This window comes from Collinsella ihumii (assembly GCF_030385545.1).
Taxonomy (GTDB): domain Bacteria; phylum Actinomycetota; class Coriobacteriia; order Coriobacteriales; family Coriobacteriaceae; genus Collinsella; species Collinsella ihumii.
Genome location: NZ_JAUEIQ010000005.1, coordinates 1 through 16,618, shown reverse-complemented (window position 1 = coordinate 16,618; position 16,618 = coordinate 1). Strand labels below are relative to the sequence as shown.

The 16,618-nt window shown below is 61.2% G+C and carries 13 protein-coding genes and 1 tRNA gene; 10 read left to right on the top strand and 4 right to left on the bottom strand.

Annotated elements, in window-relative coordinates; all coding sequences use genetic code 11:
- Window positions 1-6 precede the first annotated feature (6 nt).
- The gene (locus tag QVN30_RS05870; protein ID WP_289835771.1) at window positions 7-525 is read right to left on the bottom strand and encodes a hypothetical protein; all 519 of its coding nucleotides are present in this window, start codon (window positions 523-525) and stop codon (window positions 7-9) included.
- A 14-nt stretch (window positions 526-539) separates the two neighbouring features.
- Complete coding sequence (locus tag QVN30_RS05865) at window positions 540-4,448, bottom strand: SpaA isopeptide-forming pilin-related protein (RefSeq protein WP_289835770.1); 3,909 nt, start codon at window positions 4,446-4,448, stop codon at window positions 540-542.
- A 537-nt stretch (window positions 4,449-4,985) separates the two neighbouring features.
- Here QVN30_RS05865 and QVN30_RS05860 point away from each other — a divergent pair.
- The 3 genes from QVN30_RS05860 to purB all read left to right on the top strand — a co-directional run bounded on the left by QVN30_RS05860 (window position 4,986) and on the right by purB (window position 7,630).
- Window positions 4,986-5,639, top strand: a complete 654-nt coding sequence (locus QVN30_RS05860; protein WP_289835769.1) for a hypothetical protein — start codon at window positions 4,986-4,988, stop codon at window positions 5,637-5,639.
- A gap of 192 nt (window positions 5,640-5,831) precedes the next feature.
- A tRNA-Gly gene (locus QVN30_RS05855) sits at window positions 5,832-5,906 on the top strand.
- 380 nt (window positions 5,907-6,286) lie between these two features.
- On the top strand, window positions 6,287-7,630 hold the full coding sequence (gene purB / locus QVN30_RS05850) for an adenylosuccinate lyase (protein ID WP_204538391.1): 1,344 nt from the start codon (window positions 6,287-6,289) through the stop codon (window positions 7,628-7,630).
- A gap of 75 nt (window positions 7,631-7,705) precedes the next feature.
- Here purB and QVN30_RS05845 read toward each other — a convergent pair whose 3' ends face one another.
- Window positions 7,706-9,262 (bottom strand): helix-turn-helix transcriptional regulator, encoded by a 1,557-nt coding sequence (locus QVN30_RS05845; protein WP_289835768.1) that lies wholly within the window; start codon window positions 9,260-9,262, stop codon window positions 7,706-7,708.
- 123 nt (window positions 9,263-9,385) lie between these two features.
- On the opposite strand from QVN30_RS05845, the gene QVN30_RS05840 reads away from it, so the two are divergent.
- On the top strand, window positions 9,386-10,183 hold the full coding sequence (locus QVN30_RS05840; RefSeq protein ID WP_289835767.1) for a YdhW C-terminal domain-containing protein: 798 nt from the start codon (window positions 9,386-9,388) through the stop codon (window positions 10,181-10,183).
- Between the two features lie 52 nt (window positions 10,184-10,235).
- Complete coding sequence (locus QVN30_RS05835; protein ID WP_289835766.1) at window positions 10,236-10,829, top strand: iron-sulfur cluster assembly scaffold protein; 594 nt, start codon at window positions 10,236-10,238, stop codon at window positions 10,827-10,829.
- On the opposite strand, the gene QVN30_RS05830 is transcribed toward QVN30_RS05835, so the two are convergent.
- Window positions 10,799-11,011 (bottom strand): hypothetical protein, encoded by a 213-nt coding sequence (locus QVN30_RS05830; protein WP_289835765.1) that lies wholly within the window; start codon window positions 11,009-11,011, stop codon window positions 10,799-10,801. The genes QVN30_RS05835 and QVN30_RS05830 overlap by 31 nt on opposite strands.
- 258 nt (window positions 11,012-11,269) lie before the next feature.
- Here QVN30_RS05830 and QVN30_RS05825 point away from each other — a divergent pair, with 258 nt between their 5' ends.
- The 5 genes from QVN30_RS05825 (at window position 11,270) to QVN30_RS05805 (ending at window position 16,589) form a co-directional block, all read left to right on the top strand.
- Complete coding sequence (locus QVN30_RS05825; protein WP_204538406.1) at window positions 11,270-11,992, top strand: 4Fe-4S binding protein; 723 nt, start codon at window positions 11,270-11,272, stop codon at window positions 11,990-11,992.
- A gap of 16 nt (window positions 11,993-12,008) precedes the next feature.
- Window positions 12,009-14,249: an aldehyde ferredoxin oxidoreductase gene (locus tag QVN30_RS05820; protein WP_289835764.1), complete on the top strand. Its 2,241-nt coding sequence runs from the start codon at window positions 12,009-12,011 to the stop codon at window positions 14,247-14,249.
- Between the two features lie 25 nt (window positions 14,250-14,274).
- Window positions 14,275-14,955 (top strand): cytochrome c3 family protein, encoded by a 681-nt coding sequence (locus QVN30_RS05815; protein WP_066830664.1) that lies wholly within the window; start codon window positions 14,275-14,277, stop codon window positions 14,953-14,955.
- Window positions 14,956-15,114: 159 nt separating this feature from the next.
- A complete protein-coding gene (locus QVN30_RS05810; RefSeq protein ID WP_066830662.1) occupies window positions 15,115-15,381 on the top strand; it encodes a TIGR03905 family TSCPD domain-containing protein in 267 nt (88 codons plus the stop codon).
- Window positions 15,378-16,589 (top strand): hypothetical protein, encoded by a 1,212-nt coding sequence (locus QVN30_RS05805; RefSeq protein WP_087200921.1) that lies wholly within the window; start codon window positions 15,378-15,380, stop codon window positions 16,587-16,589. The genes QVN30_RS05810 and QVN30_RS05805 overlap by 4 nt, the downstream gene beginning before the upstream one ends.
- The last annotated feature ends 29 nt before the right edge of the window (window positions 16,590-16,618 follow it).

The following is a 16,618-nucleotide window of genomic DNA, read 5'->3' as shown; positions in this document are numbered from 1 at the left end:
GGGTGCCTATGATTCGTCGGCTTCAACGATCGAGATGTCGACGCGGGTCGGGCTGCCGTGGTCTTCGCTGGATTCCGGGTCGAGCGCCTGGATTTCGATGACAGCTGGACCGGCGGAGATATGGTCCGGATGACACGAGCTGACGGTCTTTCCCGGGTCGATCGTTCCGGACCGATACACGACCTCGCCATCTTGGATAAGCGAAAACCGCTGGGGGAATCGATTGCTTTCCTCATTGATGACGTTGACGGCAACATCGCCGTTCTCATCGAGGAGCGCGGTCGGTGCAACCGAGACGGTCATCATGTTCTCGCGCACCGTCCGGTCGAGCTCGGCTTGGATCTCTTCCCGCGTCATGCCTTCGTATTGGGTGACGACGGCCCCCTCGTCGGCCTTTCCGAACTGAAGAACCTGCCAACCCAAGAACAAGATGCAAAGCAGCAGGATGATCAGGGCGACGATCTGCCCTATCCGGCCGATCTTCCTGCGCTTGTCCTCACATGTGGCCGCAGCGGTGTCTGTCATGATGATTATCCTTTCTAGCGAATGGTTCGCGTCCGTTTGCCGAGACCCGCCCAAACCCCGAAGGCGCAGATGGCGCCGGTGCCCAAGAGCGTCCCGCCGATGATGTGGAAGCCCGTTTGATCGAGCGGGCGAAACTCCGGTTCACCCTCATACCGGACAAGGTCTGTGTCATGAGCCTCGAGACCGTTTCCGCCTCCGTTGCGGTACTCGTCGATCTGGACGGAGTTGACGACGGCGTCTCCCGAGACGTACGTTGCGCTCGCGCGCATCTCGATGCGCATGGGGGAGAGGTCCTCGGAGCCTATTTCCTCGGGTTCGACAGTGTCTTGCTCATCTTTGAGGAGGCTGGAGGCATCGAGGTCAGCCCTTGTCGTGAAGTCCTCTTCAACGCGTCCGAATTCAAACCGCACGGCGGTGATGAGGCTGCCGGTGGCGAGGTTGAGGTCGGCAACATCAAGCGTGGTCGCCTCGGAGGTGCTTACGCCCTCTGCCCATAGATGCCAGCCGTTGTAGTCGAGGACGCGCTGGTCGTCGCCGGTGATGAGCTCTTGCTGCTCCACTTCAAGTCGGGGGTTGCCCTCGTCGTCGGCGGTAGTCGCGTTCGCATCGCTCGTCTCGGGCTGCGCATCGGAGTCGGCGAGGTAGTACCACACGTTGAGAAGGCCGTCGTGATCGCCTTGCGCGATCGGCGTGGTGACGCTCGTCAACTCGACCAGACCCTGGAGGGCGCTATCGAGCGTATCGGTGACCGTGCACTCGTCGACCCATGACGAGCTGTCGTTCTTGGCATCGATCACATAGGAAAACGTTTCTCGGTCTCCCGAAGACCCCTCGCTGTTCACGCGTCGCTTGTCTACGAGAGCGGCGATTTCCACCGGGTCGTTGTACAGGGTGAATGCCTGGACCTCCGCCGTTTCCTCGATGACGATCTCCATGGCACCAGCCGTGTCGTATCCGTCGGGTGCTTCGGTTTCCGCAAGCTGATACGTTCCGGGGGCGATCTTTTCGATACGATGCGGTGTGTCGCTCGTTTCCCAGGAGTCGACCTCCTTGCCTTCGGCATCGATGAGCGTAAGATGGGCTCCCGTCAAGCATGACTCGTCAACTGAGCTGCGTTTAGAGATGTCGACCTTGGTGTAGTCGTTCTCGAACGTAAGGCTCAACGTCGAGGAGCCGTCAATCAAGCCGTCCTGGTCGACCGTGAATTCGCGCGGTGCGTCATCGACGAGATAGCCTGCGGGAGCTTCGAGCTCTTGAAGACGATAGGTTCCGGGGGCGAGGCGGGTGATGGCGATCGTGCCGTCCGCATCGGTCGTATAGGTGCTGCCGGGCTCCTCGACTATCGAGTCATCCGCAGGCTCGTCGGAATCCGGATTTCCTGGCTCCATGTCTTCGGCGGCACCCTGCGTGTTCTCGGCATCATCCGCTGTCGCTTCGTCTGAAGATCGGTCTTCGACGATGCCGGTGTCGCCCTCGGCATCGCTGCCGCTATCGGTGCCGTCATCGTCATTGACTCCGGTATCGCCCTCGGGCTCCTCAGCACCTATGTCGGGTGTCTCCTCCGCTTCTCCTGCTGAAGGTGATTCGGCCTGCTCGTCGATGCTCGTCAGGGCAAAGGTCGCCCCGGCGACAGGCTCTTGGTCGCCTTCAGACACCTTGGTGATGGTGACCGTTGTGGGATCGTTGGTGCAGGTGACCTCAGTGGTCACAACCTCGGTTTCCGGGTCCTGATATGAAAGCGTGAAGGGGACGGGATCCGGATTGACGACATAACCATCGGGTGCTGCGGTTTCGATAAACGCATAGGTCGCCTCGCCGGAACCCAAGGGAAGCTCTTTGGTGGTCGCGATGCCGTCTTCATCGGTGATCACCTGGTCGACGATCTCGCCGGTCCGAACCTGCACCGTACCATCGGGTGCGACAACATCCAGTTGCGCGACGACATCGAACGCGGCTCCTGCTAAAGGAGATTCATTTTGACTACCGGTCTTGACGATCTTGCCCTGTCCGGTCGCCGCGGCATCGGCGATCTCAACGACCACGGCTGGCTCATCGGATGAGGCTTCGACTTCAAAGGGAATCAATTCGTCGGCGAGAAGATACGGCTCGGGCGCTTGCGTTTCCTTGACGCAGTACGTCCCACGGCGCAGCTTCTGGGGAATGGCGACGGTGCCTGTCTCGTCTGTGGTGAACGTGTTCTGCTCCGGCGCGGTTGGGAACCAGGGGTCTGCCGAAAGCTGGTTGCCCTGGGCGTCGAGTATGCTAAAGGTAAAGCCCGCGAGGGGTATGGGCTGTCCCGTCGCCTTGTCTACCTTCACGATGGTGAGCTGCGATGCGACGACGGCGTTGTCGACATCGAATGACAGACTGACCCCATCGACGATCTGATCTGCCGTGATGTTCCACGGTTCTGCGGTCTCAAATCCATCGGGTGTCGTATCCGGGTCCTCGCGGACGGTGTATCCCGCAGCGTCGTAGGGAATCGCACCGGACGCGTTGTCGGGACGAGTGCCAGCGCCAAACCATGTGTCGGCTGTATCCGCGTGGCCCTCCTCGTCGGTCACGATCGTCCCGATAACCTCATCGGTCGTGTTCGAGATGATATCGAATGCGATGCCCTTGGCTGATTCATCGGCAGCCTTGCCATTTAGCGTCTTCTCAATCGCGATGTCGAAGGCAACGGGCGTGTTCTCAACGATAAGTTCCCGGGTAAGCGCGAGCTCATCGTCACCTTCCGCATCGCCAAGGATGACTTCATGAACCGTCTCGTCGAGTACGTAGCCCGTGGGAGCCTTCGTCTCCTGGACATAGACGGGTCCGAGGGGGAGGTTTTCAATCGTCGCCGTTCCCGTTTCATCGATGGTGCTCGTTCTTGTGTTGCCCTGTGCGTCGGTGATGGAGAACTCCGCACCCTCCAGGCTTAACGTCGGCTGCGCGTCGTTTCCGGTCGCTGCGTCCACCTTCTTGACGGTGAGTTGGAGCCGTTGGGGAGAGTCGGTCAGGATGATCTCGATGGCATCCTGTTCGGTGACGAACTCGATGCGCTCCTCGTTGAGCTCGTATCCGGCAGGCGCTTTGGTCTCGACGGCGTAATACGAGGTGTCCGGTTTAAGACGGCATGTCGCCCGACCCTCATCATCGGTTGTGAACGAAGTGACGAGGTTGTCGCTTTCGGCAAGGTAGATGCTGTATTCGGCGTCGGCAAGGCTGTACGCCTCGTTGTTATCGGTCACGGTTTCATCATCAGACACTTTGCAGAAGGTGACGAGCAGCTCTTTGTCGGCCGTGATGACCCCTTGGTAGCTGAATGTGCCATCGGCTTCGTATGCATTGCGATTGCTCCAGAACGTGGCGCAGCCCTCTTCGATGCCGCCACCGCCGTCCTCGGCGTAGTCGAGTGCTTCCTGGTACAGGTCGTATGCGGCTTGCTTGATCGACTCGTCCTCGATGCTCTGCCAGCGCTCGAGATACATCTTGTTGCCATGAAAGGGCTCATCCACGTTGGGAATGAAATTGAGGATGTCGCCGCGCTTGTCTCCGATGGCAAGCCATACGGCTGCCATGGTCGCCATCTCCGAGCGCTGCTCATCGAGGCCGTAGACGGAGGTGACCATGGTTCCGTCGTAGCCGTGGTACATCACGTAGTCGAGCTCGGGAATCTCAAGTGATCCGTAGCGCTCGAGGCTTTGGCCCTCGGGAGGAGTGATGAGCCAGCCTTGGGCGCAGTAGGCGACCGAGGAGGTCGGTCCTTCAACACGGATGAAGTGTCCCGTTCCGCCCTTTGAGTGTGGGTTGCTGACGAGCTGCGAGACCTTCACCGTGATCGGATCCGCGGCGGCAGGCTGGGGAGATGCGAAGACAAGATAGAGCAGCCAAGCGACAAAGCAGAGCGCGCATATGACCACGGAGGAAATCCTGTCCATGATAATTCTCTTGATAAACGACCGTTCGCGTCGTGATGAATTAAATTGCGATCTTCCATACGTTCTCAGATATGAACGACGCAATGAACGATAATCATCCCCTGACACCAGTCTCATGACCGACCTCCTTCACACACATGGGATTCGATCGTAGAAACCGGACGGGGGCGAATATCCCGTGGTATCTGCTCGCAGTCCGACAGGGTTCTTACAGCAAGCTGATTCCGCGCTAAATCTGCAGCGCTTGTCGGGCGGGGTTTCGAGATTCAGGTTGCAAGGCGAAAGATGGATGCCGGGCCGATTCCGCGCATCCATAAAACGAGCTGGGACTGTCAGCGTTATGCTCGGCCTGCACGTTGCTCCGGATCGTGATGGCTCTGCAGCGCGAAGCGTATAATGAAGGCAATATCCTTCTTCAGGAGGGGCGCATGACGACTTCCTTCTAGCCGATATGTCTGACAGGGACGCCGGTCGCTCGTCCCGGCAGTGCCGGGATGGTTCCGTGCGGCCCGAAATGAGATGGAAAGAAGGATAATCATGCTTCAGGCTGACACCGCTGCTATCAAATCCGTGCCGTTTTCGCTGGCCTGCTCCGTAGCGATGCGCGTTCTGACCGCGCCTATGCTTGTTGGGAAGGTCTTTCTTGAGGGAGGGCTTGTCCCCTGGATTGCTTCGGGACGCGATTCGAGGCGGCTTCACGGTGACGTGGACATATCGCTTCGCATCGCCGACATGCCCGATGTGCGCACCTGGCTTGTCGGCGAGGGTCTGTATGACCCTCGGCTCGATTCGCTCAATCTGCCCTGCAACGAGGAGCGTGGAGATTTCGGCGTGCATTCCGTGATCGACGGAGTGCTCGTGAGCTTTTGCCCATATTTCTTTGAGATTGATGAGTTGCACCAACGCAATGCTGCGCTTGAGGTAACCGACGGCTTTGACGCCTTGCTTGAGGCGGTAATTCCTTGCTCTATGGAGGCTGACCGCACCGAGTTGCGTCGCCTGCCCACCGGCGTAACCATCGGCTGCGCGACGCTCGAGGCGGTACGAGTATCCAAGATCATGAGTGATCGCGAGAAGGATGCACACGATATCGCCGAGATCAATCGCATCGGATACGACTTAGATCGCTACGCACGCATCGCCAAGGAATACGCCACCATGCGTATCGTCTGCGTAGCGCATGGCGAATAGACGGTCCAAGAGCGATTTATAATGGAGCCCTTATGTCGCAGCGTCTCCTCTCCCTTGACTCGAGTTGTCGTTGCCGCACGTCGCGTGAGCCGATTTCGTGCGGATTGGAATCATGCGGCCCTCTTCTTCTTGCCCATGAAAAATAGGCGGGTTATACTACTTCGTACGTCGCTTGATGCGACACTGACATACGCGGGCATCGCCAAGTGGTAAGGCATCAGCTTCCCAAGCTGACACTCGCGGGTTCGAGTCCCGTTGCCCGCTCCAGGATTTGCAGAGGCACCAGCAATGGTGCCTTTTTCATATGAGCACCGCTTCAGGGACTCGAACCCGTTGGGGTCGCGAGGCTGCGGAAACGCGTGAGCGTTTCCCAGCGAGCGTCCGAGGCGCGCAGCGCCTCGGAGCTGCGCGCTCGCGCCAGCGTGCGCGCGAGTCCCGTTGCCCGCTCCAGGATTTGAAGAGGCACCAGCGATGGTGCCTTTTTGATATTTTTAGGGACTGTCCCTAAAACGGTCACGTCCCCAAAAAGCTCTACATGAGCAAATCTGTCGAATGTGCCCACCCCCGAGGGCAAAGAGAAAAGAGCGCTCGCACCGCGTACAATAGAGCGGTACCAACAGCGTGCCAATATTCAAAAAGGAGCCGCCATGATCGACCGCTATACCCGTCCGGAGATGGGCCATATCTTCTCGCTGGAGAACAAGTACGCCATCTGGCAGGAGATCGAGGTGCTCGCCTGCGAGGCACAGGCTGAGCTCGGCAAGATCGGGATCACCAAGGAGGAGGCTGCTTGGATTCGCGAGCACGCCGCTTTCAACAAGGAAGAGGTCGACGCCATCGAGGCCGTGACCAACCACGATGTCATCGCGTTTCTCACCAACATGGGAGAGCATATCGACAGGGATGTTCCCGAGGGAGAGCCCAAGCCGAGCCGTTGGGTGCACTTTGGCATGACGAGCTCCGATCTGGGTGACACGGCCCTGTGCTACCAGCTCGTTCAGGCCACTGACATCCTGATCGAGGACTGCAAGAAGCTCGGCGAGATCTGCAAGCGCCGCGCGTTCGAGGAGCGCGACACGCTGTGCGTCGGGCGCACCCACGGCATCCATGCGGAGCCGATGACCTTCGGCATGAAGTTCGGTAGCTGGGCTTGGGAGCTCAAGCGCGATTACGATCGTCTGAAGGAGGCCCGTGCGGCCGTGGCGTTCGGCGCGATCTCCGGCGCCGTGGGAACCTACTCCTCGATCGAGCCCTTTGTCGAAGAGTATGTCTGCGAGCATCTTGGTCTCGTGCACGATCCGCTGTCGACGCAGGTCATCTCGCGCGATCATCATGCGTATCTCGCCGGCGTTCTGGCGACGACCGCCGCGACCTGCGAGCGCATTGCGACCGAGATCCGCAATCTGCAGAAGACCGATACCCTCGAGGCCGAGGAGCCGTTCCGCAAGGGTCAGAAGGGCAGCTCCGCCATGCCCCACAAGCGCAACCCCATCACGGTCGAGAAGGTCTGCGGCCTCTCCCGCATCGTGAAGGCCAATGCGCAGGTCGCATTCGATAACGTTGCCCTGTGGCACGAGCGCGACATCTCGCATTCGAGCGCCGAGCGCGTGGCTCAGGCTGATAGCTTCATCGCCCTCGACCACATGTTCCAGTGCCTGACTCGCATCGTCGACGGACTGATTCTGTATCCCGCCCGCATGATGGCGAACCTGAACAAGACGCGCGGTCTGATCTATTCCTCGAAGGTGCTGCTGGCCCTCGTGGAGACGGGTATCACGCGCGAGGAGGCCTACGCTATCGTGCAGGAGAACGCTATGGCGACATGGCGCGAGGTCCAGCAGTGCGAGCAGGGCTCGACGTTCCGCGAGAAGCTTGAGGCTGATCCCCGCTGCACGGTGACTCCCGAGGAGCTCGACCGCATCTTCGATCCGCGCTCGTTCCTGACGCGCGTCGATGTGGTGTTCGACCGCCTGGAGTCGCTCGAGTTCTAACAAGACGCCGATATCGTCTGTAGCAACGGGTCCCACGGCAGTGCCATGGGACCCGTTTCGCTTTTCGGCAACCGTCTATGGGCGGGGGCTGCCGTATTCGGCGATGTAGTCCAAGATCTCTTGGCGCGAATGCAGGTCCGTCTTCTCGTAGACACGCTTGATATGCGTATGGACCGTGTTGGTGGACAGCTTGAGCTCTTCGCTCACACGGGCCTGGGTGTGGCCCAGTGCATAGAGCGTGAGAACCTCGACCTCGCGGCCGGTCAGGCCGAAGCGCTGCCCCATCTCCATAACCGAGGTCGCGATGTGCACATCCGGCTTCTGCTGCACCATCGCGGGGTGCTCCTGCGGAGTGATGGCGAGCACGCCCATCAGCGGAACGCGCTTGATGTCCTCTTCGGTGATCGCCTCGCCCGCGGTCTGGCGCCGTTCCGTTCGCTCGCTCGGCGAGGAGAGGAGCTTGGTGAAGACCACCTGGGCGCCGATGAGCACGAAGAGGCTCATGATAGAGATGAGCACCGGCGTGTTGTTGGGGAACAGCTGCGTGATAAGGCCGTCGAGGCGCATGCCGGCGACGAACAGCAGCGTCATGGACACCCACGACAGCGTGCAGTAATAGAACGGATCCCGCCAGCCGAAGCTGATGAAGGCGATGGTGAGATACCAGACGAAGGTCTGCAGCACGAGCGAGGAGCCCATGATGAACGAGGCGCCGACCGAGATGGTGTTGGGCCAGATGGAGAGGAACACGGCGCCCAAGGCAAGCAGGACCTCCATGGCGACCCAGATGCTCGTGGTGATGGCGCGCATGCGCGACGCGAAGCCGTTGCGAATCCACAGGGCCGACACGATGATGACGAAGAGCAGCACCATGAAGCGGGGCACGGTGCTCATGTAGATGGCTTCGCCCGATGAGAAACCGAGGCCCATGCCCATGGGGACCGAGATGAACCAGATGCCCGGTGTCGCCACGGCCAAAAAGCTACGGTTGGAGAAGCGGTCCTCGTTCGTGCCGAAATACGATTCCGAAACGGCGGGGAAGGGGTCTCCCGCCGCTCCAAGCTCGCGGGAGATGCGCACGACGCTGAACTGGGCAAACGTGAGGATGGTTCCCGCGATATACCACATGAGCTCGCCGGAGAAGCTCAACGAGAAGGTGATGAACTCTGAGATGGCGAGCGCGCAGAACACGACGATGACGGCTGCCTGGGCGGATGTCCCGCGAAGCTTGCGGAGCCAGTAGAACTTGATGAACGTGGCGCCTGCGGCAACGCCCGCCTGCAGCGCAACGGCGCCGGTAAGGGAGAGCTGCACGCCATAGGCATGGAGCACGGCGAGCGCTAGGCAGCAGAGTCCTGAGACGACGATGCTCACGAAGATGAAGCGGGAGATGAATCGCTTGGTGAAGCGTTTGACCGCCAAGGTCGAGAGGAACAGCATGCCTGCGATAAGGGCGGCGATGATCATCGCCGTGCCGTTGAAGGTTGAGACACCGGTAGTTCGATGCGCCTGCTGGACCACGATATCGGTGGTGGTCGAGGCGAGGGTGAGGCCCAAGATGGGTGGAATCAAGACCCGATAGGTTTCAAGCGAAAGCGGGGGCATTGCCTGGCCGGTATCCTGTTGCGCCACGCGTCACACTCCCCCTATCGCATGGCCCGAGCCATTCAGACCATCTGTTTTAGCGATATTAGAGTATACCTTGTACTACACTTGGGCATGCAGATTGGTCATATCAATTTGTAGGGGGAGAATGTGGAGCAGAAGCCCGATGCGGCCATTTCGATGCGCTCGTCTGATATGTCGCGTGTTGCTGGCGAGGAATGCCTTCAGCAGGCGGGGCAAGATGATGGCGAGCTGTCCGTTGAGGAGCGAGAGAGGCGTCGCGCCCGCAACGAGATGATATGCGCGATGGATGACGCCCTCGCCGACATTCGCCAACGGTCATACGAAGGGAAGCTCACGCGTTCGTCCCGTTGGAAGAAGATGGCGTTCCAGCCGAAGGGCATGGACGCCCGCGCGTTTGAGGAGCAGATGCTGCTGTATATTGAGCAGCACGACCATGCCGATGACGCCCCGGCGATCGGCAAGCTCACAGCTCCTCGACCGCTGAAGGTGCAGCTGGGCGATCGGCAGATAACGGATGAAGAGGAGCTGCCCGACCTCGACGTGTCGGACATCGTGCTCATCTATGGTAAAAAGGGAATCTACCTGTATTCCAAGGCGCTCATGTCGCATAGCTACGCGCATGCGCTCTATCAGACGGCGGAAGATAGCGATATCGCCACCTTTGTGGACGTGGTTCGGTCGGAGTCGAGGGTCTACCCGCGTCCGGTCTCCGCGGACATTTTCATGAACGTGCCGTATCTATGGCCCGTATCCAAGACGCTCGACGTGTACGAGCAGGTGAAGTCGTCCGGGGCGTTCGCAGACATCTGTATGACGCGTACGAGTAGGGGAGAGGCGTACTTTTATTCCAACCTGTACCTGTCTGACGCGCAGGGCAAAGCCCTGGCGGAATGGTACGGTGTGGAGCGCGGCATGAATCCATAGCGTCCTGCAGCTGCATGCAGGACCGCCATGCTGGAGACGAGGGGGAAAGTTCATGGCAAAGATGAGGTTGACGGAAGATACGCCGTTTCTGCGTACTCCCGACATGTATCAGATTGAAAACGATGCGCCGATCACCGAGTATTCGGACAAGCTGCTCGACTTGATCGCCGACACGCCGAACGGAGGCATTCCCGACGAGGCGAACGCCTTCTGCAGCGTGGGCAAGGAGAAGCGCGGCACGGTGCAGATGCAGCTGTTTGCCGTGATCGATCCTGAGACTGAGTCATTTGGTGCAGTCGGTTTCAGGAGCCACGGATGCCTTGCCGCCATCGGATGCGCTGCCGCTTTGGCGGAGATGCTGCCAGGCAAGACGTTTTCCGAGGCGCTCGGTATCACCAAGGACGAGATTCGGGAGCGTCTCGGAGGCGTGCCGAGCTCGAAGCTGTACACGTTGATCTTGGCGACCTGCGCCGTCAAGGCCGTCATCGGCGACTACTACCTGCGCGTCAAGGGTTCATCGACCGAGGAGCTGGACCAATTGTTCGCATGTCAGAGCATGTCGGTCGACTGCCTGATGACCGAGAACTGCTCGCTGCGCGACCTTCGTGTCGATGCCTACATGAGGGCGTGCGGCGAGATCGAATAGGGGCGTCGCCAGCCGGTGAGTTTGGTGCCACAGGGGTGGATGGTGCGGACGATCGCGCCATCCACCCCTTCTGGCGCGGTGTGGTGCAGTTGTTTGTCGAAGCGTTCCGCATGCTGCCGCCACGCCCCGCCGCGTCTGTTTTTGGATGGTACGAAGGGTTCGCGACGCAGCAGCTCGCCCATGAGCAAAACGTTGACAGTCCGTTCCGCACACCCTATTGACGTGCGAATATGCCGAGATGGCGCTCCTATACCCTGTAACAGGTGACAGGTACGGGGACCATGAGGTGACAAGTTGACCAAATTACCCGCAAGCAGGGTACGGAATGTGAGGTCTTGACGGCACAATATCATCGAAGAGAAAGGTGTGTTTCGCCGCACACGTTTCAATAGAGGGTCGATCGCCCTGCGCGTTCGGCCTGTGGTCGTAAAGGGGGGACTATGAAAGGGAACACCGCATTGGAGCATGTGGGCTCCGGCGCGGACCATCTCGACTCCTTCTTCACCCGTCGCGGGTTCGTGAAGGTGTCGGGAGCGTTCGTCGCGGCCATGGCGGCACTCGGGCTTCTGCCCGATACCGCTGCAGCCGCCCCGACGAGCTCGAAGGGAAAGGTCGACTATTACGCGACCCCGTCCCATGTACTCAAGATCAACCGCGCCAAGTGCACCGGTTGCCAGCGCTGCGAGATGAGCTGCACGCTGCTCAACGACGGCAAGTCGCAGCCTGCCGCTGCCCGTATCCATGTGAACGACGGGTTCCAGTACGGCAGCGAGCTCGGCAGCGGTGACGGCATCTACTACTCCATGGAGTGGAACATCCGCACCTGCCACATGTGCACCACCGCGCTGTGCCAGACCGCGTGCCCGCACGGTGCCATCATCACCAACGACAACGGCGTGCGCGAGGTCGACACCGACAAGTGCGTCGGCTGCGGCGCGTGCGTGGCGGCCTGCCCGTGGCACATGCCCGTCATCAACACCGAGACCAACAAGTCCGCCAAGTGCATCGCATGCGGTCGCTGCGCCGAGCAGTGCCCCAACGGAGCCCTTGAACTGGTTGAGTGGGAAGACGTCAACCATTCGTCCGGTCCGACCCGCCAGGAGAACCCGCTTCCGCTCGTCAGCGAGGAGCAGGACTTCATTGCCGGCGGCAAGATCGCGTAAGTAGAGGAGAAACGTAATGGCTGATAACGTCTCTTACGGTTGGATGGGCTGGATCGCCCGTGTCAACCTTTCGACTGGCGAGATCACCGAAGAGTCCGATGAGGCGATGCAGAAGGACTACATCGGCGGTATGGGCTTCGCCAACAAGATCATGTATGACGAGGTGCCCGCAGGCGTCGACTGGATGGACGAGGAGAACAAGGTCGTCCTCGCCGTCGGTCCGCTGACCGGTGCGGGCGTGCCGCTGGGCGGTCGCTCCACCTGGGCCACGCTGTCCACCTTCACGACCGACCACCTGGTCGTCGACAGCCACTGCGGCGGCCAGCTGGGCGCCAAGCTCAAGTATTCAGGCCACGACGGCCTGATCATCGAGGGCAAGGCCGACAAGCCCGTCTACATCCTGATCGACGATGACGACATCTCGATCGAGGACGCCTCCGCGCTGTGGGGAAAGGGAACCCGCGAGACCAATGAGGCGCTGTGCAAGAAGCACGGCGTCGACGTGTGCGTGGCCGCCATCGGCCCTGCGGGCGAGAACCTGCTTCCGTACGCCTGCGTGCTCAACACCCGCAGCCATTCCGCGGGCGCGGGCCTCGGCGCGGTGCTCGGCGCCAAGAACGTCAAGGCGGTCGTCGTGCGCGGCACGAAGGGCGTCAACGTCGCCGACCCGCAGATGGTCGCCGACCTGTCCGACTACATGATCGACCAGGTCATCGGCTCCAACAACAACCACGTCGTGCCCTCCACCCAGCAGTCGTGGGCCGAGTACTACGACAAGGGGTCACGTTGGACGGCCAAGAAGGGCCTGTACTGGGCTGCCGCCGAGGGCGGCGCCATCGAGACCGGCGAGCCCAAGCCGCACGAGCCCAACACCATGGGCTACCGCTGCATGAAGTCGACCAAGGACCTGGGTCCCGAGGCCGAGAAGTACACCGTCAAGATGGCCGGCTGTCACGGCTGCCCCGTGCGCTGCTATTCCCAGGTGAAGCATCCGCAGATCCTCGAGAAGACCGGCTACGAGTCCATGGGTAACACCTGCGTGCCGAACTTCCCGTTCTCCTCCTATATGCAGAGCATGATGAAGGTGCCCGGCACCACCACGGAGGACGGCGCGCTCACCGAGCAGTCCGTGCTCTACAACCTGCTCATCCAGGCTGTCGTCGACGATCTGGGCCTGTGGTGCAACTACGCGCAGCTCTATCGCGACCTGGCCCACACCTACGTGGACGGCATCCTCGAGCGCGAGCTGGGCGACCAGTTCGCCGAGTACGGCTTTGACAAGATCATGGCGGGCGATCCGACGCCGTTCATCAAGATCCTGTCCGACATCGCTTCCAACGACACCGAGAACAAGCCGATCGCCTGGTTGGGCCATGGCCCGCTCGTGTGGACGGAGAAGTGGAACGATGCCAAGTGGTATGACGATTCCCGCTCCTGCCTGATCAACTATCGCGGCTGGCCCGTGCATCACGCCATCGAGTGCTTCGGCCAGGTCGGCGGCCTGTACAACATGGTCTTCAACCGCGACGACATGATCCACTCCGCCGTCAACTTCCAGGGTTGCGGCCTGCCCATCGACCTCAAGAAGGAGATGGGCGCCGAGATGTGGGGCGAGGGCGCGGTCGACGCCGACAAGAACTACACCCCGATGAACGAGTCCAAGGCCGAGTTCGCCTGGTGGAGCATCGTCACCGACGTCCTGCATGACTGCCTGACCCTGTGCAACTGGGTGTGGCCGATGGCCATGGCCCCCGACAAGGACCGCAGCTACCGCGGCGACCTCGATCTCGAGGCGCAGTTCTACACCGCGGTCACCGGTCAGGAGGTCACCATCGACGACCTGTACAAGGCCGGCGAGCGCGTCATGACGCTCCAGCGCTGCAACACCGCCCGCGGCATGCTCGACAAGGACGGCAACATGGGCTGCAACGACTTCCGCGGCGTCCACGATGTCATGACCGACTGGCCGTTCACCAAGGATCCGGACATCGAGCCGTTCACCGCCGGCACCGATAAGATGGAGCGCGAGGACTGGGATAGCGCCCTCACCATGCTCTACAAGCGTTTCGGCTGGGATGAGAAGCTCGGCTGCCCCACGAAGGAGTGCCTGGAGGATCTGGGCCTCACCGATCAGGAGGCTGAGCTCGAGGAGCTCGGACTGCTTACCGAGGGCGGCGTCGCATATGACGAGCGCACGCGCACCTACGACCATGTGCTCGAGAAGTACTGCGGCGACAACCCGGCGCTGAACGCGTAGGGCTCGGTCCCGAGAGGAGATAGAAATGGCTGACGAGATCAAGGAGACCGCGGGGACCGAGACCCCCGAGCAGGCTCCCAAGAAAAAGAAGAGCTGGAAGGGCAAGCGCCTTCCCATCGTCATCGCCGCGGTCGTCGTCGTGACCGTGCTGGGCGTTGCCGGTTGGGCGTGGCGCGCGACCCCGCAGTTCTGCGACACCATCTGCCACAGCACGATGGGCAAGTACTACGACTCGTTCGTGAACGACTCGACGAGCCTTGCCTACCAGCATGCTTCCGCCGTGAACAACCAGTGCCTGGGCTGCCACGAGCAGACGCTGTCTCAGTCCATGCACCAGACCCAGGCGCAGCTTGCCGGCAGCTACAGCGAGCCGTTCGAGAAGGTCGTCTTCTCGAATGACTTCTGCCTGCAGAGCGGCTGCCACACGGGCGGCGGCGTGATGCCGGGCGCGACCGAGTCCTCCACGGCCGATTACCCGTTCGACCCGCACAGCACCTACCATGGCGTGCAGCAGTGCAACTCCTGCCACCTGATGCACGACCAGAGCGTCTTCACGTGCGCGAGCTGCCACCAGGTCGGTGCGTGGGAAGGCGAAGGCGGCGTGCCTGACGGCTGGGTCGTCATGGAGCTGGGCGATGGCAAGACGGGCGGCGTGCCGGATGGCTGGACCACCCCGATGCTGGTTCAGCAGGAGCGCGGCGAGTAGCCGCCTGCAGCGACACGCATGTTTTGAGGGACGGGCCGCACGGTCCGTCCCTTTTCTGTGCAGGGGCTGGGAAAATGGCGCTGCGGGCGCTTTTCCCGGTTTCGCTTTGAGACGCGCCCATATAATGGTGCGCAGACGAACGAAGAGGGGATATAACCTATGATCAACTACGATTACACTCCGCACGGCGTCTGCTCCCGTGCCATCCATGTCAGCCTGACCGACGACGGTTCGACCATCGACCACGTGTCGTTCGAGGGCGGCTGCAACGGCAACCTCAAGGCGATCTCCAAGCTGGTGGCAGGCCAGCCGGTCGCAAGGATCGTCGACATCCTGAAGGGCAACACGTGCGGCCCGCGCCCCACGTCGTGTGCCGACCAGCTCACGCATGCCCTGACGGAGGCGGCCGAAAAGGCTCGTGCATGAAGCTGTTCGGCAAGAACGGAATCACAAGGCGCCGCTTTCTTATAGGCGGCGCCGCTGCTACCGCGGCCACCGCCGCAGCCGTCTCCATGGGCGGCTGCTCGGGTAACGACAATACCGACGAGAGCGGCGAGCCCCAGATCGTCGACGACGAGTCGCAGGTCATCGACGCGCTCGACGAATACTCGGACGTCTCGGGCGAGTTCAACAACATCGCCACGTGGCAGCTGCCGCTCGGAACGCTGCTGTTCCATAGCGACGGCGTCTGGTCGGCGGCGATGATGGCACCTGAGTCGGCAGCCTCTCCCAACACCGTCGGTGTGCTGTCGCTGACATCGGGAAACCTGGTCACGCTGGTGAGCTCCGCCACGCGCGGCCGCCGCTACAACTTCCACGACGTTCGCTGCGGATCGGGCGTGTTCGCATGGCTCGAGGTCGACTACTCGTCGTTGACCTGGGTGCTGCTGGCGGCGGGATTTGCCGACGGGCAGCTGACCGGAGATCCCGAGCAGCTCGACCAGGGCGATTCCGATTGGGAACCCTCCATGTTCACGGCGGTGGGCTCGACGGTCTATTGGCAGAAGATGCCCAGCACCAACGGTTCGAAGACCACTGAGGCGAGCCACTGCTACCGTTGGTCGGTTGGCGATTCCGATAGCGAGGAGGTCTGGGAGTCCCCCGGCCGCTTCGCCACGCATCCGCGCGTCTGCGACAACGTGCTCACGATCTCGCCGCGCGTGCGCGCCGACGAGGGAACGTACTACGGCATGACGGCAGTCGACCTGAGCGATTCCAATTTCCGTCAGATCGATCAACTGGTCCTGCCGGCGGGCGTTCGCCCCTTCGAGGCGGTCTACATGGGGAGTTCGTTCGCCTTCGCCATCGAGGCGAGCTATTCGGGCAGCGGCATCCTCGGCAACATGGGCACGTTCATCGGCCGCGAGGGCGGCCCTTACGTCTATGTCGCGCGCGAGCCGGCCGCATGTCCGGCGGGCAAGGGCACGCGCTATCTCATCAAGACGCGCGCGTCGCACTGCATGATCGACACGGACGCGCAGACCTACGCGGTCTTGGCCTGTCCGGACCGTTCGCTCGACTACGGGGACTATCCTGCGAGCGAGGGGACGTGCGACCTGTTTGTGACCTATGCCACCACGAAAGATACGCAGGGCATTCCCGAAAGCGTCGTGGCCCGCGTATTCCAGCTGTAGCGCGGCCCGGATGGGTCCTTTGGGGACAG

What these genes read in the sequence shown, in the direction of transcription:
- QVN30_RS05870 (WP_289835771.1), bottom strand. Translation starts at nt 525, where the DNA reads ATGACAGACACCGCTGCGGCCACATGTGAGGACAAGCGCAGGAAGATC.
- QVN30_RS05865 (WP_289835770.1), bottom strand. Translation starts at nt 4,448, where the DNA reads ATGGACAGGATTTCCTCCGTGGTCATATGCGCGCTCTGCTTTGTCGCT.
- QVN30_RS05860 (WP_289835769.1), top strand. Translation starts at nt 4,986, where the DNA reads ATGCTTCAGGCTGACACCGCTGCTATCAAATCCGTGCCGTTTTCGCTG.
- purB (WP_204538391.1), top strand. Translation starts at nt 6,287, where the DNA reads ATGATCGACCGCTATACCCGTCCGGAGATGGGCCATATCTTCTCGCTG.
- QVN30_RS05835 (WP_289835766.1), top strand. Translation starts at nt 10,236, where the DNA reads ATGGCAAAGATGAGGTTGACGGAAGATACGCCGTTTCTGCGTACTCCC.
- QVN30_RS05830 (WP_289835765.1), bottom strand. Translation starts at nt 11,011, where the DNA reads ATGGGCGAGCTGCTGCGTCGCGAACCCTTCGTACCATCCAAAAACAGA.
- QVN30_RS05825 (WP_204538406.1), top strand. Translation starts at nt 11,270, where the DNA reads ATGAAAGGGAACACCGCATTGGAGCATGTGGGCTCCGGCGCGGACCAT.
- QVN30_RS05820 (WP_289835764.1), top strand. Translation starts at nt 12,009, where the DNA reads ATGGCTGATAACGTCTCTTACGGTTGGATGGGCTGGATCGCCCGTGTC.
- QVN30_RS05815 (WP_066830664.1), top strand. Translation starts at nt 14,275, where the DNA reads ATGGCTGACGAGATCAAGGAGACCGCGGGGACCGAGACCCCCGAGCAG.
- QVN30_RS05810 (WP_066830662.1), top strand. Translation starts at nt 15,115, where the DNA reads ATGATCAACTACGATTACACTCCGCACGGCGTCTGCTCCCGTGCCATC.
- QVN30_RS05805 (WP_087200921.1), top strand. Translation starts at nt 15,378, where the DNA reads ATGAAGCTGTTCGGCAAGAACGGAATCACAAGGCGCCGCTTTCTTATA.